The organism is Stenotrophomonas sp. B1-1 (genome assembly GCF_010894375.1).
Taxonomy (GTDB): domain Bacteria; phylum Pseudomonadota; class Gammaproteobacteria; order Xanthomonadales; family Xanthomonadaceae; genus Stenotrophomonas.
Map to the genome: position 1 here is coordinate 1 of NZ_JAAIUZ010000023.1, position 22,969 is coordinate 22,969.

The window sequence follows — 22,969 nt, forward strand, 5'->3', positions numbered from 1 at the left end:
CCGTGCCTGTCTGCCAGACGGCCAAAATCCCATCCCACAACACAGTTGCTCCATGGATGGATTCACGGCGTCCCCCGCGCAACCCACCCGCCCGACCAAGCGCAGGGTTTTGCTTTCCGCGACCAACCCACAGCCACGAGGGGCTCAGCCGTTGGCCGGAACCCTCACCAGCCTTCCAGCACGATCTTGCCCTTGGCGCGGTGGCTTTCCAGCAGTGCGTGCGCGCGGCGCAGGTTGGCCGCGTTGATGCGCCCGAAGTGCTCGCCCAGCGTGGTCTGCAGCACGCCAGCATCGATCAGTTCGGCCACCCGGTTCAACAGATCGTGCTGCTTCTGCATGTCCGCCGTCTTGAACAGCGGGCGGGTGAACATCAGTTCCCAGTGCAGCGACAGCGCCTTGCGCTTGAGCGCCATCACGTCCAGTTGGCCCGGGTCATCAATCAGCCCCAGCTGGCCCTGCGGTGCCAGCACCTCCACGATCTGCGCGTAGTGCTGGTCGGTGTGGGTCAGGCTGGCCACGTGTTCCACCTGGGGGATGCCCAGCCGGGCCAGGCCTTCGGCCAGCGGCAGGCTGTGGTCGATCACGTGGTGGGCGCCCATGGCGTACACCCAGTCCTGGGTATCGGGGCGCGAAGCGGTGCCGACCACCGTCAGCTGGGTCAGCTGGCGCGCCAGCTGCACCAGGATCGAGCCGACGCCGCCAGCGGCGCCGATCACCAGGAGGGTCTGGCCCTCACCACCGCCCTCGGCGATGCGCAGGCGGTCGAACAGCAGTTCCCAGGCGGTGATCGCGGTCAGCGGCAGGGCTGCCGCCGCGGCATCGTCCAGCGTGGCGGGCTTGCGGCCAACACTGCGCTCGTCCACCAGCTGGTATTCGGCATTGCTGCCGGGGCGGTCGATCACGCCGGCGTAGTACACCGCGTCGCCCGGCTGGAACAGGGTCACCTCGCTGCCCACGGCGTCGACCACGCCCACCGCATCCCAACCCAGCACGCGCGGGCTTTCTGTGGCGGCGCTGCGACGAACCTTGGTGTCGACCGGGTTCACGGCCACCGCGCGCACGGCCACGCGAAGATCGCGCGGGCCGGGCTGGGGCAGGTCCAGATCGATATCGACCAGGGCCTGGGGGTCATCGATGGGCAGGCCGGCGTGGGTATAGGCAATGGCGCGCATGGGGCGGTCCAAGGGGGAAAGGAAGGCACAGCGTGCGCCGCGCACGCCTGCCGGGAAAGGCGCAGAATCAGTCAGCACTTTCACTCTGGCGATGAAAATGATCCGCTTCGACGACCTGCAGCTGTTCGTCCGCACTGCCGCCCTGGGCAGCTTCTCGCAGGCCGCGCGCGAGGCCGACCTGCTGCCTGGCCAGGTGGCTGCGGCCGTGGCGCGGCTGGAACGCGAGCTGGACCTGCGCCTGTTCGTGCGCACCACCCGCAGCCTGCGCCTGACCGGCGAAGGTGCGCTGTACCTGCCCTATGCGCAGGAAGTGCTGGCCACCCTGCGCGAGGGCCAGGCACGGGTGCAGGGCGACGCGGCCGAACTGCACGGCACCCTGCAGTTGTCGGCGCCGTCGGATTTCGGCCGCAACCTGCTGCTGCCGTGGCTGGCGACCTTCCGCGCCGCACATCCGAAGCTGCGCCTGCACCTGCGGCTGTCCGACGAAGTTGCCGATGTATTCCGCGACCCGGTGGACGTGGCGATCCGCCTGGGCCAGTTCGACGATGCCAACTACGTGGCCCTGCCCCTGCTGGAGGGCAATCGCCGCGTGCTGGCCGCATCACCGGCCTATCTGCAGCGACGCGGTGTGCCGGCGCGGCTGGAGGATCTGCGCGAGCACGACTGCCTGGCCTACCAGCTCGGGGGACGCACCTACGACCGCTGGGCCTTCGAGGTGGACGGGCGCCGGGTGGTGGTGCCGGTGCGCGGTCCACTGGTCTGCGACGACGCCGACGTGGTGCGGCGTTGGGCGGTGGCCGGTGAAGGCATCACCTACAAATCCTGGCTGGACCTGCGCCAGGACGTGCAGGAAGGCCGCCTGCAGGTGCTGCTGGGTGGCGTGGGCAGCCATATTCCGCTGCAGCTGGTCTGCCCGCACCGCAAGCAGTTCTCGCCGGCGGTGCGGCAACTGCACGCGCAGCTGCACCAGCACCTGCAACCGCTGCTGTCCGGCCTGCCCGCTGGCGACGGCGGCCCCCTGTCCGCGGCCAGCGCGGTGGCCGACAATGGCGCCCCCCCGCAACAACAATGAGCCAAGCCATGCCGTGGATGGGCATCCAGGACCTGTGGACGTTCCTGCTCGCCGTACTGGTGTTCCTTGCCCTGCCCGGGCCCGGCACCTTCACCCTGCTCACGGCCACCGGCCGTGGTGGCGTGCGCGGTGGCTACACCGCCCTGGCCGGCCTGCTGGTGGGCGATCAGATCCTGATGTGGCTGGCCCTGGCCGGCGTGGCCGCGCTGCTGAAAGCCAACCCGCTGGTGTTCCACGCCGTGCAGTACCTGGGCGCGGCCTATCTGGTGTGGGTGGGCATCAGCCTGCTGCGCACGCCGAAGCCTGATGGCGGCGATGGCGGCCCGATCCGCATGCAGCCCGGCCGCTATTTCCAGCAGGCGATCCTGGTCAGCCTGCTCAATCCGAAGGCGATCCTGTTCTACATGGCCTTCCTGCCGCTGTTCATCGATCCCACCGCGCACCACGGCATCGCCACGTTCGCGGCGCTGGCCGGCATCATCTTCGTAGTCAGCGTGGCCTACTGCTCGCTGCTGATCGGTGCGGGCAACCTGGCGCGGCGGCGGTTGATCCAGCACCCGCGCGTGAGCACGGCGCTGCGCCGCGTGGCCGGCCTGTTCCTGGTCGGCTTCGGTATCCGCCTGGGGTTGAACGGGTAAGACAGCCCGGTAGAGTCGAGCTTGCTCGACTGCTTCGCGCTCTTCGTAGAGTCGAGCTTGCGCGACTGATTTTCCGTGCCAGTCGAGCAAGCTCGACTCTACGACTCCTTCAGTCGAGCAGGCTCGACGCTACGGTGCCAGGTCGATGCCGCGACGCTTCGGGTCGACCACCGGCGCGGCGCCAGCCGCGGTCAACTGCGCCAGCACCGTTTCAAAGTCATGTTCGCGACCGAAGGCATGTTCTTCCAGGGTCAGCGGCAGCAGCTGCAGGAAATCGAAGCGGCCGGAGGGCAGCTGCTGTGGGCCGGGGAAATGCGGCGAGGGAATGAACACCATTGCCTGCAGTTCGCTTTCGGCACGGTCCACCGGCATGCCCAGCTTCAAACGATGCCACGGCGCCAGCGGCCCGCCCGGCATGCGCGAATGGCACAGCAGCAGCTGGTAGGCGGTGAACCAGCGCAGGGTGGTCAGTGCCCACGGCGCTTCGTCGCGCGTTTCCAGCAGCAGTTCGACACCAAAGCCCGAATCGCCGTCCTCGTGCGCACCTTCCCAAGGGTTGGACAGGCCCGAGCTGACATACACCCAGTGCCGGCGCTCGCCATGTGGGGGGCAGGCGAATACGCCCACGTGCAGCCAGCGCGGATCGATGTCCTCCTGCTGGAACACCCCGCGCAGCAGGTCCATGTCCAGCGGGTAGATGCCCGGGCCGGTGTCGCCGAAGTGCTGCTTGTACAGGGTCTCTTCGCGGATTTCCCAGCTGCGTTCGAGCAGGGTGTCGTCGTCCATGGGGGGCATCGTGCGTCCTTGGCGGTTGCGGGCGGGGCGGCAGGATAGCGCGGCCCCGCCCGTCGTTTCAGCGGTCCACCGTGGCCAGCACGGCCTGCGGGTAGCGTGCCCCGGCCGCCGCATGCAGCGGGAACACCGCATCCAGTCGAGCCAGCACGTCCGCGCCCAGCTGTACCTGCAACGCGCCCAGGTTTTCCTGCAGCCGTGGCAGGCGCGTGGTGCCCGGGATCGGCACCAGGTGCGGACCCTGCGCCAGTACCCAGGCCAGGGCCAGCTGTGCCGGAGTGATCTCCAGCTCGGCGGCCAGCGCCTGCACCTGCGACACCAGCGCCAGGTTGCGGGCGAAGTTGTCGCCCTGGAAGCGCGGCGAACTGCGGCGGTAGTCGTCGGCCTCGAAATCATCCGGGCTGCGGATGGCACCGGTCAGGAAGCCCCGGCCCAGCGGCGAATACGGCACGAAGCCGATGCCCAGTTCGGCGGTGGTGGCCAGCACCCCATTTTGTTCCGGTTCGCGCGACCACAGCGAGTACTCGCTCTGCACTGCGGTGATCGGGTGCACCGCGTGGGCGCGGCGGATCGTGGCCGCCGAGGCCTCGGACAGGCCCAGCCAGCGCACCTTGCCCTGTTCCACCAGCCGCGCCATCGCACCGACGGTGTCTTCGATCGGCACCGCCGGGTCGACGCGGTGCTGGTAGTACAGGTCGATGTGGTCCACGCCCAGCCGGCGCAGGCTGTCCTCGCAGGCGGCCTGCACGTATTCCGGGCGGCCGTCGATGCCCCGTGCCTGCGGGTTGCCCGGGTCCAGCTTCAGGCCGAACTTGCTGGCCAGGAACACCTCGTTGCGGCGCCCGGCGATGGCGCGGCCGAGCAGGCGTTCATTGCTGTGCGGGCCGTACACATCGGCGGTGTCGAGCAGGGTGACGCCACGGTCCAGGGCCTGCTGGATCAGGGTGATGGCCTCGTCTTCGCTGCCGCGCCCGCCGTAGAAGGCACTCATGCCCATGCAGCCCAGGCCCAAGGCGGACACGGTGGGGCCGGCGGGGCCGAGGGTGCGGGTGGTCATCGGTGTGGGGTTCATCGGGAAGTCTCCGGGTGGAAGTGGTCAGGCGCGCGGCTGCAGGCGGGTGCCGCCGCTCATCAACATGCGTGGCAGCGGCATCTGCAGGAAGTCGTGCGGGAAGGACGGGGCGACGGCGCTGATCGCGTCCAGTCGGGCGATGACGTCGGCAGGCAGCTGCAGGTCCAGCGCGTCCAGGTTGTGCTCGAGCTGGGCCAGGGTGCGGGCGCCAACGATGGGCAGGGCACCGGCAGCGGGGCGCTGCAGCAGCCAGGCCAGCGCGACCTGGGCCGGGGAGTGCGACAGGTCCTGGGCGATCTGTCGGACTTCATCGGCGATCTGCAGCGAACGTGGGGTCAACGCGCCGTTGATCAGGGCGACGTTGCGGCGTGAGCCCCCCGGCGTGGCATCCAGCGCCTCGGGCGGGGCCAGATCGGCGGCGCTGTACTTGCCGGTCAGCACCCCGCTGCCCAGCGGCGACCAGGCCACCACGCCCAGGCCCAGCGCCTGCGCCATCGGCAGCAGTTCGTGTTCCACGCTGCGCTGGATCAGGCTGTACTCGATCTGCAGCGCCACCAGCGGGGCCCAGCCACGCAGGTCGGCCAGGGTCTGCATGCGTGCGATCTGCCAGGCCGGTGTATCGGAAATGCCGGCGTAGAGCACCTTGCCACTGCGGACCAGATCGTCGAAGCCGCGCATCACCTCGTCCACGCCGGTGGTGTCGTCCCAGGCGTGCAGGTACAGCACGTCCAGGTAGTCGGTACCGAGCCGGCGCAGGCTGTCCTCCACCGAGCGCAGCATGCTCTTGCGGTGGTTGCCGGCGTTGTTGGGGTCGCCCGGCACGGTGGCCAGGGTGTACTTGCTGGCAATCACCAGGCGGTCGCGCCGGCCCTGGGCGAAACGGCCGAGCAGGGTTTCGGCGCTGCCATTGGTGTAGTTGTTCGCCGTATCGACGAAATTGCCGCCACGTTCGACGTAGGCGTCGAAGATGCGACGGGCCTCGGCTTCATCCGCGCCCCAGCCCCAGTCGGCGCCGAAGGTCATCGTGCCCAGGGCCATCGGGCTGACCCGCAGGCCGGAGCGGCCCAGCAGGCGGTAGTGGTCGAGCGACATTGCAGGTCTCCATCACGCAGGCGGTACATCCGCCGGGGAAGCCAGCTTCCTCCTGTCGATCATGTGGATAAACTGCGTACAACCAAACTTACCTTGAAGGAAGGCTTCACAATGGACGCCTCTGCGCCGCTTACCGCTGTGGTCGCTTTCGTCCACGTGGCCGACCATGCCAGTTTCACCCGCGCTGCCGACGCCCTGGGGGTGTCGACCTCGGCGCTGTCGCAGAGCGTGCGCGCGCTGGAAGCACGGATGGGCGTGCGCCTGCTGCAGCGGACCACGCGGCGGGTGGGCCTGACCGAACACGGCGCACGCTTCCTGCAGCGCGTGCGCGGCGGCCTGGAGCAGATCGACCAGGCCTTCGCCGAGCTGGACAGCGCGCGCTCGGTGCCGGCCGGTCGGCTGCGGGTGACCTTGCCGCGCATCGTGGCTGATCGCATGGTGCTGCCGCGGCTGCCCGATTTCCTCGCCCGCTACCCGCAGGTGCAGGTGGAACTGTGCGTGGACCCGGCGCTGACCGATCTGGTGGCCGAGGGCTTCGACGCCGGCATCCGCCTGGGCGAATCGCTGGCGCAGGGGATGATTGCCGTGCCGGTTGGACCGCCCGAGCGACAGGTGGTGGTGGCCACGCCGACCTACTTCGAACGCCATGGCGTGCCACAGACCCCGCACGACCTGCAGGACCATGCCTGCATCGTGCACCGGCTGGCCAACGGCCGGTTGATGCCCTGGGAATTCAGCCGCCAGGGCCACGACCTGGAGGTGGAAGTCAGCGGCAGGCTGGTGTTCAACGATGCCGGTGTCGCCCATCGCGCCGTGCTGGATGGTCTGGGCATGGCCCAGGGCTTCGCCTCGCTGGTGGCCGACGATATTGCCGCCGGCCGCCTGCGAAGCGTGCTGCAGGACTGGCAGCCGCCATTCCCCGGCTTCCACCTGTATTACCCGGCGCGCGAACAGATGGCGCCCAAGCTGCGGGTGTTCATCGACCACCTGCGCGCGGGAATGCCTGAGCGGTAAACGCCGCTGTCCGGGTGGTGGCCACCCTTGGTTGGCCGCCGTTGATTTACTGCAGTCGAGCAAGCTCGACTCTACCCACCCGAAGCCGTCGGGTACGCCCGACGTGACCGGGTGACCGTTTATGCCGATTCCGTCACCCTGGTCGGGGCGCAGCGCGCGACAGGGCGGGCATGACCCCCGTCAGTGGTAATGCTGCGCTGCGTTGGGTCACACTCGGGAACTTGTCGTTCCAAGTCATCCCCTTCCGAGGCCTGCATGTCCCTGCTCCGGCGCAAGTCCCTAGATTCCGTCACCGACCATGAAGCCGGCCGGCGGCTGGTCCCGACCCTCAGCTGGCCGCACCTGATCGCCCTGGGTATCGGCGCCATTGTTGGCACCGGCATCTACACGCTGATCGGCGTGGGCGCCAACCTGGCCGGTCCGGCAGTGCTGATCTCCTTCGCCATCGCCGGCGCGGTGTGCGCCTGCGCGGCGCTGTCCTACGCCGAACTGTCGACCATGATGCCGGCCGCCGGCAGCGCCTATACCTATAGCTATAGCGCGCTGGGCGAAGTGTTCGCCTGGGTGGTGGGCTGGAGCCTGATCCTGGAGTACTCGCTGGTGGTGAGTACCGTGGCGGTGGGCTGGTCGGGCTACTTCGTTGGTTTCCTGCAGTGGGTGCACACCCAGTTCGGCATCGACATCACCCTGCCCGCAGCGCTGGCCGCCGGGCCGCACGTGGCCGGCGGCTTCATCAACCTGCCGGCCATCGTCATCACCTGGCTGGTGGCGCTGATGCTGATGGCCGGCACCAAGGAAAGCGCCACCCTCAACGCGATCCTGGTGGTGTTCAAGCTGATCGCGCTGGCGGTATTCGTGGCCGTGGCCCTGCCCGCCTTCGACAGCAGCAACCTGCAACCGTTCATGCCGCACGGCTTCGCCAAATCCATGGGGCCGGACGGCGTGGAGCGCGGCGTGATGGCGGCGGCGGCCATCATCTTCTTCGCATTCTATGGCTTCGATGCCATTTCCACCGCGGCCGAAGAAACCAAGAACCCGGGCCGTGATCTGTCGATCGGCATCATCGGTTCGATGGTTGGCTGCACCATCGTGTACGTGCTGGTGGCGCTGGCCGCCGTGGGCGCGATGAGCTATGCGGTGTTTGGCCAGAGCGCCGAGCCGCTGGCACTGATCATGCGTGAACTCGGCAGCCCCAAGGCCGCCATGTTCATCGGCGTGGTCGCCATCATCGCCCTGCCCACCGTGCTGCTGGCCTTCCTGTATGGCCAGAGCCGCATCTTCTTCGTGATGAGCCGCGATGGCCTGCTGCCGCGCCGCCTGTCCAAGGTCAGCGCGCGCACCGGTACGCCGGTGGCGACCACGTTGTTTACCGCCGTGGTGGTGTCGGCGCTGGCCGGTGTGGCGCGCCTGGACGAGATCGCGGCGCTGGCCAACGCCGGTACCCTGGCCGCGTTCACCGCCGTGGGCATCTGCCTGGTGGTCCTGCGGGTGCGCGAACCCAACCGCGAGCGCAGCTTCCGCACGCCGCTGGCGTTCGTGGTGGGGCCGCTGGCCGCACTGGGCTGCATCTACCTGTTCATCAGCCTGCCGCACACCACCCAGCTGTATTTCCTGCTGTGGAACGTGGTCGGCCTGGTGCTGTACTTCGTGTACAGCCGCCGCAATGCGGTGATCGCGCGCTGATCTGTAGGGTCGAGCAGAAGCAGTCGAGCATGGCTCGACTCTACAAAGGTGCGGTCGAGCACGGCTCGACTCTACCGAGTGGCGGCGTAAGCCTGCGCCTGGCGCATCACCCGCAGCAGGTTGCCGCCCCAGATGTCGGCAATCTGCTGCTCGGTGTAGCCCTTGCGCAGCAGCCAGGCGGTGATCTTCGGCAGCTGGCTGACATCGGGCAGATCGCTCAGGCCGCCACCGCCATCCCAGTCCAGGCCGATGCCCACGTGCTCCGGGCCGACCACCTTCAGGATGTGCTCGAAGTGGGCGAAGAAGTCGTCCAGGCTCGCGTGGCGTACCGGATGTTCGTGGTCCAGTGCCTGCTCGGCCTGCTGCAGGGCGACGCCCTGGGCGATGGTCATGCCTTCCCAGCCACCCATCTGCCTGCTCAGCGCTTCTTCGGCCTGCTTGCGTTCGGGCGTCTTGCCGGTATCGATCAGATAGCCGCCGTAGGCGTTCACCTGGATCACCCCGCCGGCCTTGGCCAGCTTGCGCAGGCGCGCATCATCCAGATTGCGCGGGTGGTTGTAGACCGCCTTGGCCGAACTGTGCGACAGCACGAACGGCACCGGCATCATCGCCAGCAGATCGTCGAACACGGCATCTGAGGCGTGCGACTGGTCGATGACGATGCCCAGCTTCACCGCCGCACGCACCAGATCCTTGCCGGCCGGGCTCAGGCCCTTCCACTCCGGCCCCTTGGGATCGGTGGCCGAATCGGCGAATTCGTTGTTGGCGAAATGCACGGTGCTGAGCAGGCGCAGGCCGGCACGGTGGTAGAAGCTCAGCAGCGTGGGGTCGGCCACCAGCGGGCTGGCGTTTTCCATGCTGATGTAGACCACGCGCTTGCCTTCGCCCTTGATCCGCGCGGCATCATCGGCGGTCAGCGCCAGCGCGAAGCGCTCGGGGTTGGCGGCCAGCATCTGCCGGATCTCCAGCAGGCGCTGCAGGCCATGGTCGCGCTCGGCCAGGTGGGCGGCAGCGCTGCGGTCGCCCTGGTCGGTGTAGATGGCCCAGAAGCCGCCATCCAGTGCGCCATCCACCATGCGCGGGTAGTCGACCTGCGAGAGCGCGTTGTGGTCGTGGCGCTGCTCGATGTCAAAGCCGCTGCGGCCGAAGTTGGCTGGCGTATCCAGGTGGCTGTCCAGGGTCAGCAGGCGCTGCTGCAGGGCCTTGGCTCGGGCCAGTTCCTGCGCGCTGAATTCAACGGCATGGGCGGACAGCGGCGCACTCAGCGCCAGGGCGAGCAGCAGGGACAGGCGACGCAACGACGGCATGGGCATCCACCGGCAATGGGAAGAGCACGACCATAGCGCCGCGGCGGCCATCACCGGTAGTGCCGGGCAGCCGCGCGCACTCCATTACACTCAGCGGCAGCCGCTATCGACAGCGGCAGCCCACACGCTGCGCCACCGCTGAAACGGAATTCCAATGTCCCATCCCGTGCCGCCACCGCTTCCCACCGTACACCCTGCGCCTGACAGCGCGCCGCTCAGCGTCGAGCAACTCAAGCGCGATGTGCTGCCGGCCTTGTTCCTGGGGCGCATCGACATCGGCCGCTACGGACCGGCCGACCTGGCCAGCGCCAGTGCGGAGCCGGCGTGGCAGGAAGGCAGTGCCCACGCGCTGGCCCGGGCACTGGCCGATCTGGTCAGCCGCCTTTCCGAACACGACCCCAATGCACTGCTGGAACGCGCCAGCTGGTGGGACCGGTTCACCGGTGCCGATATCGAACGGCAGCTGCGCCGGCGCATCGCGATGGGCGGCAACGGTGACGTGCTGTCCGAAGTCGAGCACCAGGCCGCTGCGGTGCGCAGCAGCGTGGACCGTTTGAATGCGCAGTTGGATGCACACGACGAACAGGGGGCGCGCCTGCAGATCTACATTGATGCAGGCGTGCAGTTCCTGCAGGAACTGCCGGCCGACAGCGGCACCAGCGACGATCCGCTGGTGCTGGACCGCCCTGTGGAACGCCTGCAGCGGCGGGTGGCGAACCTGACCGCACTGCTGGCCAGCCATTCGATGAGCCGCATCCAGGTGCAGCTGGCGCGCAACCACGCCATTGAACTGCTCGACCGCTACTGCGAAACCGTGCAGATCCTGCTGCCGATCTGGCGGCAGACCATCCAGGCCCTGCAGAACAGCGACAACGCCAGCCCGCAGATGGTGGCGCGTGCGGCACAAGCACAGGACCAGCTGAAACAGGCCCTGCAGCAGCTGCTGCGCACCTCCGGAGCACCGGCATGACGTCTTCCAGGACCGATCCACTGCAGGTGCCAGCAGCGTTGCAGCCGCGGGTCGAAGCCATTCCCGGCCTGCGCGCGCTGTACCGCCGGGGTTCGTTCGCGCGCACCCTGGGTCTGGCGTGTTTCGCGGTGCTGCCGGCCACGGCGCTGCTGTCCATCATGCTGCTGCAGGGCCTGACCGGCAGTCCGCCCTCGGCGCACGTTCCCGCCGGCTACGGCAATGTGCCTTCCACGCTCGCCCTGCTGGCATTGGCCAACCTGAGCATCGTGGGCGGCCTGCTGGTCTGGATGGGGTTCGGCCTGCGCAGGGTGCTGCTCAACCGCGGCGTGCGCCACTTCACCTTCTCGTTCGTGATCGGTGGCTCGGTGCTGGTGGCCCTGTTGGTGGGCAACGGCTTCGTCAGCCCCGACTTCAGCCGGTCTGAGGCCGGCGATGGCAGCAAGCTCGACAGCTCTCAGCTGCCCGCGCTCATCGACAGCCCGGGATTTGCCGCGCTCAGCCCGCAATGGCAGGGCTATCTACAGGCGCAGCGCTCACTGGCACGCGCCTCCGCGCCCCTGAACGACACCGGCCTGGCCATCGCCCGCGGCGAGGATATCGGCATCGCCGTGCCCGCTGTGATCCGAGCGCGCTTCGAAGCCAAGGCCAGGCTTCCCTATTCGGCAGGCAGCCAGGCGTGGCAACGCGACCACTGGCTGCGCAACGGTGTGCAGCATGTGGTTGGCCTGGCGATCGCCTGGTCACTGCTGCTGCTGATCGTCGCCGGCATCGGCCTGACCACGCTGGGGTACCACGTGCGCGGCCGGGCGCGGGTGATCAATGGCCTGCTGCAGCAGTTGCAGGGGCCATCGGCAGCGGGTGGGGCAGATGCAGCGTCGAGCCATGCTCGACTGAACTGATCTGCACCTGTCGCGTCGAGCGCGGCTCGACGCGACAGGTCGGAATCAGTCGACCACGCGGCAGAACACGGCCTTCAGGTAGCGCGATTCCTGCACGTGCGCCATGAACGGATGGTCCGGACCGGCGCCGGCCACCTTCAGGATCTGGATCGTGCGGCCGGAGAAGTACGCCGCGCGGCGCAGCATGTCCAGGAACTGGTCCTCGGCCACCAGGCCGGTGCAGGAGAACGTGGCGAACAGGCCGCCCGGCTTCACCACGCCCAGCGCCAGCTTGTTCATGTCCAGGTACTTCTTCAGCGCGGTGATCACCTGGTCGCGGTCGCGGGTCATCTTCGCCGGGTCCAGGATCACTACGTCGTACTGCTCGCCGCGGTTGGCGGCATCGCGCAGCCACGGGAAGATGTCGGACTGGACGAACTTCGGGCGCACGTTGTTCAGGCGCGAATTGCCCTTGGCAATCTGGATCACGTCTTCATCGATGTCGATGCCGACCACTTCCGACGCACCACGCGCGGCCGCGTACACGGCGAAGCCACCGGTGTTGCAGCACAGGTCCAGCACGCGCTTGCCTTCCACCTGCTGGCTCAGCCACTCGCGGTTCTCGCGCTGGTCGGCGAAGAAGCCGGTCTTGTGCGCACCGGCCGGGTCGGCACGGAACTTGATGCCGTACTCGGTGATTACCGACGCTTCGGTGGTGGTGTTGCCGTGGAAGTCGAAGCTTTCCTGCTTCTGCACGTGTTCGTCGGCGAAGCTGTGGAAGCGGCAGCCCGGGAACTGCTCGCGCAGCGCGTCGTAGATCCACTCGCGGTGGCGGAACATGCCGGCGGCGAAGAATTCGACCACCACCAGGTCGCCGTAGCGGTCGACCACCAGGCCGGACAGGCCGTCGCCTTCGCTGTGCACCACGCGCCAGGCGTCGGACACCGTGTCGAGCTTCAGCACCTCACGGCGCAGCGACACCGCCTGGGCAATCTTGCGCGAGAACCAGCCGGCATCCACCGGCACGTTCTGATCGATTTCAAGGATGCGCACGGCAATGCGCGAGTGCCCGTTGTAGAACCCGCGGCCGATGAATTCGCCATCAATGCCGACCACGTCGACGATGGAACCGGGCTTGGGGCGGACGGTCGGCTTCTCGACCAGTTTCTGGAAGATCCACGGGTGGCTGGAGCGCCACGCGTTCTTGAGGCGGACAACGGGAAGGGGGGTATTCATCCGCCTATTGTAGCCGGGGGGCGCTTTCGTAGAGTCGAGCTTGCTCGACTGGCGTTGCTGAACGGTCCCGTTCAGTCGAGCAAGCTCGACTCTACGAGGGCCCGGGCAGCCGGGGTCGGATCCCCGCAGGGGCTCTGACCCCGATCAGCCGTGGTAGGTGCCAACCTTGGTTGGCACGCTGGTCGGGGTCAGAGCCCCTGCGGGGATCCGACCCCGGCTGGTCGGCCATTTGACGGCGGGCCGGCCAGGCCGCAGAATCGGCGCCAGAAGGGGAGTAGCTCCCAGACGTTGTCGCCGTCAATTCGAGCCCGCAGGCTCCGGTGCAACGGCAATCCCACCCGCGTGGGGTTGCGAGCGAGACCTTCGCCGTACTGGCGAAGCTCTGTCCCTGGATCCCCCTCCCGATCCTCCGTTGCAGATCCTCGCCGTACGGCCTGGCATTCATCTTTCCAACGGATATTCCCAATGCAGACGATCGGTAATGTGTGGATGTGGGGCGGCTTCGTGGCGGTGGTGATCATCGCCCTGCTGGTCGACCTGGTGTTGATGCGTCATGGCGGCCCGCACAAGGTCACCTTCAAGGAAGCCCTGTGGTGGTCCATCGGCTGGGTCGCCCTGGCCCTGCTGTTCAACGCGGGCCTGTGGTTCTACCTCAGTGAAACCGCCGGCCAGGTCGTGGCCAACAAGGTGGGCCTGGAGTTCCTGACCGGCTACCTGGTCGAAAAGGCCCTGGCGGTGGACAACATCTTTGTCTTCCTGATGATCATGAGCTACTTCGCGGTGCCGGAGGAACAGCGCCAGAAGGTGCTGATCATCGGCATCCTGGGTGCGATCGTGCTGCGTACGATCATGATCTTCGCTGGCAGCGTGCTGATCAGCCAGTTCCATTGGCTGCTCTACGTGTTCGGCGCCTTCCTGCTGTTCACCGGCTGGAAGATGTGGTTCGCCGCCGGCCAGGAACCGGATCTGGAAACCAACCCGGCGCTGCGCTGGATGCGCAAGCACCTGCGCCTGCTGCCGGGCTATGAAGGCAACGCGCTGAGTGTGAAGCGCGATGGCGTGCGCTGGTTCACCCCGCTGTTCGCGGTGCTGATCCTGATCGCGGTGACCGACGTGATCTTCGCCGTGGACAGCATCCCGGCCATCTTCGCCATCACCACCGACCCGTTCATCGTGCTCACCTCCAACGTGTTCGCGGTGCTGGGCCTGCGCGCCATGTTCTTCCTGCTGGCCGGCATGGCTGACCGCTTCCACCTGTTGCCGTACGGTCTGGCGCTGGTGCTGGGCTTCATCGGCATCAAGATGATGATCATCGACCTGTTCAAGATCCCCACCCCGGTGTCGCTGGGCGTGGTGGCGGTGATCATCGCCGCGACCGTGGTGCTCAGCCTGAAATACCCGCCGAAGGAAGGCACCGGCGCGGCCTGATCCTGGCCGGGCCTGCAACACGGCCGGCGGGATTGTCCCGCCGGCCGCGCCCACTCTCCCGCAGCGGTGGCCTTGGTTTCGCGCCAGCCACCGCCATTGCTGAAGCATGGACAACAACGCGCCCCTGCCCGCCGGCGACGTGCCGGCCCCCCGCAATGACCGCCAGCGCATCGTGCGGGCGTTCAACACCAGCCTGGCCGCCGTGCTGGTGCTGGTGGTCGTGTTCGCCCTGCAGGGCAGCTTCGACTGGCGGCCATGGGCGGTGGCCCCGCTGGAAGCCAAGGGCCTGCTGGGCCTGATCGGTGGGCCGATGCTGCACGCTTCGGTGGAGCACATCGCCGCCAACAGCATCGCGATCCTGATCCTGGGCACCTTGGCCGGCAGTGTCTATCCGAAGGCAACCCTGCGTGCCCTGCCCCTGCTGTGGCTGGGTTCGGGCGTTGGCGCATGGATGCTGGGCAACCCGGGCAGCGTGCACCTGGGCGCCAGTGGCGTCACCCACGGGCTGATGTTCCTGCTGGCCAGCCTGGGCCTGCTGCGCCGCGACCGTGCGGCCATCGCCACCGGCCTGATCGGCATGCTGTTCTACGGCGGCATGCTGATGACCATCCTGCCGCATGCCGACGGCGTGTCGTGGCAATCGCACATGGGCGGTGCCTTTGCCGGCATCATCGCCGCCCTGCTGTTCCGCAACGCCGACCCGCTGCCGCCGCGCCCGCACTACAGCTGGGAAGACGAAGAAGACGAGGTGCAGCCGCTGGCCGACGACGAGCTGGAGCCGCCGTCGCCGCAGCGCGTGCCGGTGCTGTGGCAGCCGCGCGAAGGGCAGGATTACGTGGTGATTCCGTTCCGCCGGCCGGAAGACCCGCGCGGTTGACCGGTGCCGGGGTCAGATCCCCGAAGGGGCTCTGACCCCATTCGGGGTCTTCACGGCCCGGTAGTGGCCGACCTTGGTCGGCGCGGTTGTTGTGTGCCAACCAAGGTTGGCACCTACCACGGGTGCATCAATCCGCCGCATTCCCCGCCGCGCCCGTGCCATCCACCGCCTGCCGGCCCAGTGCCGGGTCATCGGTGAAGAACGCATCGATGCCCGTCGCCAGGTAGGCGCGCATTTCCGCAATCGAACCTTCCGGGTTGCGCGCGTTGTCCGCGCCCTTGCGCAGGTTGCTGGCCTGGAAGTGGTTTTCCGGGCGGAAGGTGTAGGGAATGACCAGCAGCCCGGCCGCATGCGCATCGCGTACCAGGGTCGTGGGCGTACCCAGCGCGCCATCGGCCTGCAGCGGAATGATCGAGCGCAGCTCCGGGCCGATGCCATCGGCATAGGTGGCGATCTGCTCAAGACCGGCCGGGGTCATCATCTGTGCGTAGGTCAGGCTGCCACCGGCCTTGGCGATGTCCGCCGGCTTCACCTCGCCCTTCCACATCAGCTGCAGCAGGCGGATGTTGCTGCCGCGCCCCAGCTTGCCGCGCAGGTAGCGCAGGTTGGCGGTCTCGAACGACTGGATGGTGACTGGGCCGACGTTGGTATACGCGTTGCCACGCAGCGCGGCCAGCAGTGCGTCTTCCATCGGCAGGCCGATGGACTGGAAGTAGGTCGGGTGCTTGATCTCCGGCACCAGGCCGATGCCGCGGTTGGCACGCCCGGCCTGCTGCACCAGGAAGGCCAGGATCTCGTCCAGGGTGGCGATGCGGAACTGGCCATCGAAGGCGGTGCTGCGCAGCTCGGGCAGGCGCTCGCGGGTGTACAGGGTCTTCAGCTCGGCCAGGGTGAAGTCTTCGGTGAACCAGCCGGTCACGCGCTGGCCGTCGATCACCTTGGTGGTCTTCCGCTTGGCGAATTCTTCGTGCTCGGCCACGTCGGTGGTGCCGCCGATCTCGTTCTCGTGGCGGGCCACCATCACCCCGTCCTTGGTCATCACCAGGTCCGGTTCGATGTAATCGGCGCCATCGGCAATCGCCTGGGCATACGCGGCCAGGGTGTGTTCGGGCAGCAGCGCACTGGCGCCGCGGTGGCCGTAGACCAGCGCCTTGGGCGCGGCCGGGGTGGACGATTCAGCACTCATGGCCACCGATGGTGCCACGGCCAGCGACAACAGCAACGCACAACCCCACGACTTCACTGCGACGTCCCCAAACGGTCTGTGATGGCCGTCAGTATGCGGCGGGAATGTGACAGCCGGGGGAAGCAGGGGGTCGGATCCCCGCAGGGGCTCCGACCCTGGCTTCTGGCTTGGGCCTTATGCCAACCAAGGTTGGCATCTACCAGAGGCAGAGCCTATTTGCCGATGCAGAAGCTGGAGAAGATCCTGCCCAGCAGGTCATCGGCGCTCATCTGGCCGGTGATCTCGCCCAGCGCGTCGTGCGCCAGCCGCAGTTCTTCGGCGGCCAGTTCCAGGTGTTCGTGGGCCAGCTCGCCATCGGCGCGCTGCGCGTGTTCCTGCGCGCGTTCGATCGCATCCACGTGGCGGGTGCGCGCGGAGAACTCACCGTCCACCTGCTCCCCTGCCCCGGCCGAGGCAATGCTGCGCAGGCGCGCGTGCAGGTCCTCCAACCCCGCGCCGGTTGCCGCCGAAACGAACACCCGGTCCGGGTCGTCCAGCGCAGGCAACGCGTCCAGCAGGTCGGATTTGTTGTGGATGTAGACCTTGTGCGGCACGTCGGCCACGGCCTGCCCTAGCGCGGCCTCGCCGGCAGCCGGGTCGCGCGCGTCCAGCACGATCAGGGCCAGGTCGGTGCGCTCGATCTCCACATGGGCGCGGCGCATGCCTTCGCGTTCGATGACATCGCCGCCGTCGCGCAGGCCGGCGGTGTCGACCAGGGTCAGCTCCAGCCCGTCCAGGCGGATGGTCTCGCGCAACGTGTCGCGGGTGGTGCCGGCGATGTCGGTAACGATCGCGCGTTCGCTGCCGGCCAGTGCGTTCAGCAGCGAGCTCTTGCCGGCATTCGGCGGGCCGATCAGCACCGCATGCAGGCCATCGCGCAGGCGGCGGCCGCGCTCGGCATCACGGCGCAGCAGGGCCAGGTCGCCGCGCGCCTGTTCCAGCCCACGCCGCACCTGCGCGCCACCCAGGGTATCCAGCGGTTCGTCGGCGAAGTCGATGGCCGCTTCCACGTGGATGCGCAGCAGCACCAGTTGTTCCACCACGGTGTCGATGCGGCGCGAGAACACGCCGTCCAGTGAACGCCGTGCAGCACGCGCGGCACGGTTGTCACCGGCAGCGATCAGGTCGGCGATGGCTTCGGCCTGGGCCAGATCCAGTTTGCCGTTGAGGAAGGCGCGTTCGCTGAACTCACCCGGCCGCGCCTGGCGCGCACCGAGCGCGATGCAGCGCGCCACCAGTTGCTGCAGCAGCACCGGGCTGCCGTGGCCCTGCAGTTCCACCACCTCTTCGCCGGTGAAGCTGTTCGGCGCCGGGAACCACAGCACGATGCCATCGTCGATCACCTCGCCGTCGGCATCACGCAGACGTGCGTAGTGGGCGTGGCGCGGGCGCAGCGTGGGCGCGCCGAGCGCGGTGGCGATGGCGGCGGCTCGCGGGCCGGACAGGCGCAGCAGGCCGACACCGCCTGCGCCCGGCGCGCTGGCGATGGCGACGAGGGTATCGGTGCGGGTCACATCGTTCATGGCTCAGAGCTTCTCCAGCTGTGCGCGCGCCTGTGCGGCACCACTGCCCTGCGGCTGCAGCGCCAGGTAGGTGGTGTAGGCCTGCTTCGCCTTGGCCTTGTCGCCGGCGTTGAAGTAGGCATCGCCCAGGTTGAGATGGGCGACCGCGCGCGACGGGTCGATCTTCAAGGTGTTTTCCAGCCAGCGCGCCGCTTCGGCGTAGCGCTGCTGGCGGTAGTAGACGAAGCCGAGGTTGTTGGCGGCCTGGGCGAAGTCCGGACGCAGCTTCAGCGCCTCGGCGAACTGCGCGGCGGCTTCGTCGTACTGCTTCTCGCGGTACAGTTGCAGGCCGCGGTCGTTGGCCTGCTGCGCGCGCTGGCGGTCCGAGGCCGGGCCGGCGGTGGGCACCACCAGCTTGGCTTTGCCGCCCTGCAGGTCGGCCACGGTCACCGGCGCCTGGGTGTTCTTGGCGTCCTGCGCCGCGTCCACCTTGTTGTTCAGCGCGATCGCATCGGCGGTCAGCTGGCGGGTATCGGCGTTGAGGTATTCCTGGCTGTCCGGCACCTGGAACACGAACTCGCCGCCCTGCGAACCGGGCAGGCTGCCGAAGGCCGGGGTCTGCTGCGAAACCGCCGACACCGCCGGCGCCACGTAGGCGGCCAGCTCGGTACCGGTGATCAGGCCATCGCCATTGAGGTCGCCCTTGCCGGCCAGCGCCTGCAGCAGCACCCAGGTGAACACCGAATGGCCGTTCGGGCCGGCATCGGCCACCTGCTGGTCGGCGCCGCCGGCGGTCAGCATCTGCCGCGCGCTGCGGCGTGCATTCTCGCGCAGGAACGACGACGACGAAGGGCCGCCGCGGGTCAGACCCAGGCCGCTGTAGCAGGCATCCATCACGAACATCACGTGCTTGGCCTGCATGCTCTCGGCGATGTTCTGGATATCGGTCATCGCGATGGCGTCGGTGGCGAATTCCTTCGGGTCCGAATCGACGGGAATGATGTAGCCAAGGTCGCGTCCCGAGGCGAGCTGGCGGGTCGCGCCGTGGCCAGCGAAGAACACGAACACGCGATCGTTCTTCCCGGTGCGGTCGTCGGCCAGGCGGTCGTGGAAGGCGGCCAGGATGTTGTTGCGGGTGGCCTGTTCGTTCTTCAGCACGATCACCTGCGAAGACGGGAAGCCGAACTGCCCGGTGAGCGTATCGGCCACCGCCTGCGCATCGTGGCTGGCGTATTCCAGCTTCGGCCACTTGGCGTAGTTGTCGATGCCGACCACGATCGCCCACGATTTCTCGTAGCCGGTGGTGACGGTGGCATCGTTGCTGGCGCCCTTGCGCGGGCGCGCGACGGTGAATTCGCGGCCGTTCCAGCCGGCGAACTGGTAACCGTCGGCAATCAGGCGATCGAGGATCTGCGGCAGCGCCTTCACCGCGCGGTCGTGGATATCGTGGAACAGGATGATGCCGCGCTGTTCCTTGTTCACCTGGCCCAGCACGCGCTGCACGATCGATTCCGGCACCGGGTCGGCCCAGTCCATGGAATCGATGTTCCACATGATCGACTTCAGCCCTGCTTCGTTCAGCAACTGCAGGCCTTCGGCGTTGCGTGCCCCATACGGGAAGCGGAACAGCGGCGCGCGCTTGCTGTCCACGTCCTTCAACAGGGTGTCGGTGTCCAGCACCTGCTGTCGCAGCGCATCGCCGGTGGTGCGCGAGAGCTGGGCGTGGGTCAGGCTGTGGTTGCCCACCGCGTAGCCTTCTTCCATCAGGCTGCGGCTGATCTTGGCCATCGGCCCCAGGGTGACCTTGCCGTCGGCTTCCACCTTGCCCAGGTTGCGGCCCACTTCGAAGAACACGCCCGGCACGTCGTAGCGCTTGAGGATGGCCACCACTTCATCGGTGTAGGCCTTGTGCGGGCCATCGTCGAAGGTCAGCACCACGGTCTTCGGCGGCAGGTCGCGGCCGAAGATCTCGCGGTCGCTGTCCTTCATCGACATCGGGTACGGCTCGATCACCCCGTAGTCGCGCAGGATCGCCTCGCGGCTGTAATCCTTGTGCAGGTGGGCGATGTAGTCGTCCCACTTCTCGCGCTTCAGGTCGATGGCGCGGGTGCGCTCGAAGCGGCTGAAGATGCGGGTCAGTTCCTGGTTGTAGTTGCGTTCGATCTCGTCCAGCGCGTCCAGGTCTTCGCCGATGCGCTGGTGCAGCTTCACTGCCGGCAGCGAGGAATCGGTACCGACACGGTCGTGCAGGTCACGCAGCACTTCGCGGAACGCCAGGCGGTCGGCGTCGAACAGCTCCGGCGCCGATTCGATGTAGTCCAGCACCGTGCCCAGGGTGGCGAAGCGCTGGGGGCTGCCACTGCGCAGCAGGCCGTCGAACTGCGCGGCGATGGCGCCGCGCTGCTCCAAGCCATCGTGGAACAACTGCTGGCCGATACGCGTGGAGGTGCCACGGTCGGCGGCGCTCTGCTGCTCTTCGTCGGCCAGCAGCACCACGATGCGGCGGTAGCCATCGAGCTGCTTCTGCAGCGCAGCCAGCAGCGGCGCGGCGGCCGGATCAGCGGCGGCGGCGGCCTGTGCGCTGGGCTGGGTCACCGCGCTCGCCGGCGCCTTCGCGTCCTTGTCGCCACAGCCGGCAACGACCAGGGTCAACAGCAGCGAGGGCAGGAACAGGCGGAACGACGGCACTCGCGGCATGGCAGACTCGAAGGTGGGAGAAGCGGTGTGCGGGCGATTCTACCCCCGCATGCGAAAAGCCCGCCTTGCGGCGGGCTTTTGCGTCGTTTGGACCGGGTCGGGTTACTTCTTCTTGACCGGTGCCGGGGCGGTGCTGGCGGCAACCGGCTCGCTGCCGTGGCGCTTGGTCATCCACCACTGCTGCAGCAGGCCCAGGCCGCCGTTCACCACCCAGTACAGCACCAGGCCGGACGGCATGAAGGCCATCATGACGCCGAACACCAGCGGCATGAACTGCATCATCTTCTGCTGCATCGGGTCCATGCCCGGTGCCGGGGTCAGCTTCTGGGTGAACCACATCACCGCCACGTTGATGACCGGCAGGATGAAGTACGGGTCGCGTGCGGTCAGGTCCTGGATCCAGCCGAACCAGGGCGCCTGGCGCAGTTCGACCGATTCCACCAGCACCCAGTACAGGGCGAAGAAGATCGGCATCTGGATGAGGATCGGCAGGCAGCCGCCCATCGGATTGATCTTTTCCTTCTTGTACAGCTCCATCATCGCGGTCTGGAACTTCTGGCGGTCATCGCCATAGCGTTCCTTCAGCTGCGCGATGCGCGGCTGGAAGCGACGCATCTTCGCACCGCTCTTGTACTGGGTGGCCGACAGCGGGTACAGCACCAGCTTCAGCAGCACCACCAGGCCGACGATCGCCCAGCCCCAGTTGCCGACCAGCTTGTGCACCTGGTTCAGCACCCAGAACAGGCCCTGGCCGATCACCGCCATCATCGAGAAGCGGCTGTAGTCGACCACGCGGTCCAGGCCCGGCACGTCTTCCTTGGCGATCTGGTTCACCAGCTTCGGGCCCACCCACAGGCGGGCCTCGGTGCTGGTGGACTGGCCCGGGGCCACGGTGAAGGCCGGGCCACGCGCTTCGATCAGGTCACGACCGGCTACCTGCGACAGCACGTAGTGAGCGGTCTGGTCCTTCTGCGGAATCCACGCGGTGAAGAAGTGGTGCTGCAGCATCGCCAGCCAGCCGCCGGTGATGTTCTGGTTCAGCGCGCCATCTTCCAGATAGTCCTTGAAGGCACGGCGCTGGTACTTCTTGTCGTTGTCGTACCAGGTCGCGCCATTGAAGCTGAACGAATCCGGGTTGGTCATGCTCCGCGACAGGATGGTCGGGGTGCGGTCCAGGGTGCGGTAGACGTAGCCGTTCCACGGCGCGGCGCCGGCATTGATCACTTCGTCCTTGAAGCGCACGGCGTACTCGTTGCGCGAGACGGTCAGGGTGCGCTTGATGGTCACGCCGTTGGCGGTCCATTCGAACGGGATCTGCAGTTCGTTCTGGCCGTCGGCCAGCACAAAGTCGCGGGTATCACCGACCAGCTTGAAGCCGTCGGCGCCGGGCACCGGGGCGCTCTTGTCTTCGCTGGCCCAGCCGCTGATCGCGCTGTAGGGGTGCGCGGGGTCTTCGGTCAGCAGGCGAACCGGCGGGCTGCCTTCATCCTTGCTCTGCGGGAACTGCAGCAGCTCGGCGTCCAGCACGCGGCCGCCGTCCAGCACCAGGCGCAGCACGTCGGTGGTGACGGTCACGCGCTGGGCAGCCGGGGTCGCGCTGGCCTGGGCCTGGGTCGCGGCGGCCTGACCCGGCGCGCCGGGAACCTGTGCACTGGGGATGCTGCCCGGGGTCGCGCCCGGAACGCTCTGTGCAGCGGCCGGGGCCGAGCTGCTGGTCGGGGCCGGGGTCGGAGCGGCCGTTTCACGGCTCCACTCCATCCACAGCAGCACGGCCACCATCAGCCAGGCAAAAATGAGGAATACGCGGGTCTGGTTCATCAGCGGGCAGGCTCAGCGGGGCCGGAACGCGATGCCGGCTCGGTCAAAGAGGGAGTTGCGATGCCATCAGGCGGCGGCATTGTGCCGTCCACGCCCGGCGCGGGCAATGCGCGCAGGCGCCGCAGCAGGCGCAGGAAGGCCTGGCGGATGTCGTCGTTGCTGGCAGAACGCGCAGCACTACGGGCCACGACGACGAAGTCGCCTGGCTGGATGTCGGTACGTGTCTGACGCAGGATGTCGCGCAGGACGCGCTTGATCCGGTTACGCCCAACGGCGTTCGGATCAACCTTGCGGGAAACCGCCAGACCCAGCCTGGCCGGCCGGTCAGCCGGCAGCCAGTGCAGGGTCATCAGCGGATCGGACACACGGCGGGAGCCGTTGAAGACCGTTGAATATTCGGCACGCGTGCGAACCCGCGCAGAGCGAGGGAATCGCTTGCGCGGGTCTGCAGTATTCACTGTCGAAGGGATTGCGTCTGCCGCGGTGAGCGGCATGG

General features: G+C 67.8%; 19 protein-coding genes. 8 read left to right on the plus strand and 11 right to left on the minus strand.

The window, feature by feature from the left end; translation table 11 throughout:
* Window positions 1-164 precede the first annotated feature (164 nt).
* Window positions 165-1,172 (minus strand): zinc-binding alcohol dehydrogenase family protein, encoded by a 1,008-nt coding sequence (locus tag G4G00_RS16525; protein WP_164275105.1) that lies wholly within the window; start codon window positions 1,170-1,172, stop codon window positions 165-167.
* Between the two features lie 91 nt (window positions 1,173-1,263).
* Here G4G00_RS16525 and G4G00_RS16530 point away from each other — a divergent pair, with 91 nt between their 5' ends.
* Window positions 1,264-2,244, plus strand: coding sequence for a LysR family transcriptional regulator (locus tag G4G00_RS16530; protein WP_108754663.1), 981 nt, complete (start codon window positions 1,264-1,266; stop codon window positions 2,242-2,244).
* Between the two features lie 8 nt (window positions 2,245-2,252).
* Window positions 2,253-2,882, plus strand: coding sequence for a leucine efflux protein LeuE (gene leuE, locus G4G00_RS16535; RefSeq protein ID WP_108751417.1), 630 nt, complete (start codon window positions 2,253-2,255; stop codon window positions 2,880-2,882).
* A gap of 129 nt (window positions 2,883-3,011) precedes the next feature.
* Here the strand turns inward: leuE and G4G00_RS16540 are convergent, their stop codons facing one another.
* The 3 genes from G4G00_RS16540 to G4G00_RS16550 all read right to left on the minus strand — a co-directional run bounded on the left by G4G00_RS16540 (window position 3,012) and on the right by G4G00_RS16550 (window position 5,838).
* The gene (locus G4G00_RS16540; RefSeq protein WP_234414592.1) at window positions 3,012-3,668 is read right to left on the minus strand and encodes a suppressor of fused domain protein; all 657 of its coding nucleotides are present in this window, start codon (window positions 3,666-3,668) and stop codon (window positions 3,012-3,014) included.
* 67 nt (window positions 3,669-3,735) lie between these two features.
* Window positions 3,736-4,731 carry an aldo/keto reductase gene (locus G4G00_RS16545; protein WP_164275291.1) on the minus strand — a complete coding sequence of 332 codons (996 nt, stop codon included), beginning with the start codon at window positions 4,729-4,731 and terminating at the stop codon, window positions 3,736-3,738.
* Between the two features lie 39 nt (window positions 4,732-4,770).
* Window positions 4,771-5,838, minus strand: a complete 1,068-nt coding sequence (locus G4G00_RS16550) for an aldo/keto reductase (protein ID WP_164275108.1) — start codon at window positions 5,836-5,838, stop codon at window positions 4,771-4,773.
* A 111-nt stretch (window positions 5,839-5,949) separates the two neighbouring features.
* Between G4G00_RS16550 and G4G00_RS16555 the strand changes: the two genes are divergently transcribed.
* Together G4G00_RS16555 and G4G00_RS16560 are read left to right on the plus strand one after the other, a co-directional pair.
* Window positions 5,950-6,852 carry a LysR family transcriptional regulator gene (locus G4G00_RS16555; RefSeq protein ID WP_164275111.1) on the plus strand — a complete coding sequence of 301 codons (903 nt, stop codon included), beginning with the start codon at window positions 5,950-5,952 and terminating at the stop codon, window positions 6,850-6,852.
* A gap of 255 nt (window positions 6,853-7,107) precedes the next feature.
* On the plus strand, window positions 7,108-8,535 hold the full coding sequence (locus G4G00_RS16560; RefSeq protein WP_108754668.1) for an amino acid permease: 1,428 nt from the start codon (window positions 7,108-7,110) through the stop codon (window positions 8,533-8,535).
* A gap of 71 nt (window positions 8,536-8,606) precedes the next feature.
* On the opposite strand, the gene G4G00_RS16565 is transcribed toward G4G00_RS16560, so the two are convergent.
* Window positions 8,607-9,842, minus strand: coding sequence for a dipeptidase (locus G4G00_RS16565; protein WP_164275114.1), 1,236 nt, complete (start codon window positions 9,840-9,842; stop codon window positions 8,607-8,609).
* A 154-nt stretch (window positions 9,843-9,996) separates the two neighbouring features.
* Here G4G00_RS16565 and G4G00_RS16570 point away from each other — a divergent pair, with 154 nt between their 5' ends.
* Window positions 9,997-10,812: a protein klaA gene (locus G4G00_RS16570; protein ID WP_108754669.1), complete on the plus strand. Its 816-nt coding sequence runs from the start codon at window positions 9,997-9,999 to the stop codon at window positions 10,810-10,812.
* Window positions 10,809-11,711 carry a hypothetical protein gene (locus tag G4G00_RS16575; protein WP_159094031.1) on the plus strand — a complete coding sequence of 301 codons (903 nt, stop codon included), beginning with the start codon at window positions 10,809-10,811 and terminating at the stop codon, window positions 11,709-11,711. The genes G4G00_RS16570 and G4G00_RS16575 overlap by 4 nt, the downstream gene beginning before the upstream one ends.
* A 45-nt stretch (window positions 11,712-11,756) precedes the next feature.
* Here the strand turns inward: G4G00_RS16575 and G4G00_RS16580 are convergent, their stop codons facing one another.
* Window positions 11,757-12,926, minus strand: a complete 1,170-nt coding sequence (locus G4G00_RS16580; protein WP_108754671.1) for a class I SAM-dependent rRNA methyltransferase — start codon at window positions 12,924-12,926, stop codon at window positions 11,757-11,759.
* Between the two features lie 465 nt (window positions 12,927-13,391).
* Here G4G00_RS16580 and G4G00_RS16585 point away from each other — a divergent pair, with 465 nt between their 5' ends.
* Both G4G00_RS16585 and G4G00_RS16590 read left to right on the plus strand, forming a co-directional pair.
* Entirely contained in the window at window positions 13,392-14,354 is a 963-nt protein-coding gene (locus G4G00_RS16585; protein ID WP_108751422.1) for a TerC family protein, read from the plus strand.
* A gap of 106 nt (window positions 14,355-14,460) precedes the next feature.
* Entirely contained in the window at window positions 14,461-15,231 is a 771-nt protein-coding gene (locus G4G00_RS16590; RefSeq protein WP_108757592.1) for a rhomboid family intramembrane serine protease, read from the plus strand.
* A gap of 127 nt (window positions 15,232-15,358) precedes the next feature.
* Here G4G00_RS16590 and G4G00_RS16595 read toward each other — a convergent pair whose 3' ends face one another.
* The 5 genes from G4G00_RS16595 to rnpA all read right to left on the minus strand — a co-directional run bounded on the left by G4G00_RS16595 (window position 15,359) and on the right by rnpA (window position 22,967).
* On the minus strand, window positions 15,359-16,474 hold the full coding sequence (locus tag G4G00_RS16595) for a glycerophosphodiester phosphodiesterase (protein ID WP_108754673.1): 1,116 nt from the start codon (window positions 16,472-16,474) through the stop codon (window positions 15,359-15,361).
* Between the two features lie 155 nt (window positions 16,475-16,629).
* Window positions 16,630-17,979: a tRNA uridine-5-carboxymethylaminomethyl(34) synthesis GTPase MnmE gene (mnmE, locus tag G4G00_RS16600; protein WP_164275117.1), complete on the minus strand. Its 1,350-nt coding sequence runs from the start codon at window positions 17,977-17,979 to the stop codon at window positions 16,630-16,632.
* A gap of 3 nt (window positions 17,980-17,982) precedes the next feature.
* Window positions 17,983-20,655 (minus strand): polysaccharide deacetylase family protein, encoded by a 2,673-nt coding sequence (locus G4G00_RS16605; RefSeq protein WP_164275119.1) that lies wholly within the window; start codon window positions 20,653-20,655, stop codon window positions 17,983-17,985.
* Between the two features lie 102 nt (window positions 20,656-20,757).
* Window positions 20,758-22,473 (minus strand): membrane protein insertase YidC, encoded by a 1,716-nt coding sequence (gene yidC / locus G4G00_RS16610; RefSeq protein ID WP_108751427.1) that lies wholly within the window; start codon window positions 22,471-22,473, stop codon window positions 20,758-20,760.
* Entirely contained in the window at window positions 22,473-22,967 is a 495-nt protein-coding gene (rnpA, locus tag G4G00_RS16615) for a ribonuclease P protein component (protein ID WP_164275122.1), read from the minus strand. Before rnpA ends, yidC begins: the two co-directional genes overlap by 1 nt.
* Window positions 22,968-22,969 lie beyond the last annotated feature (2 nt).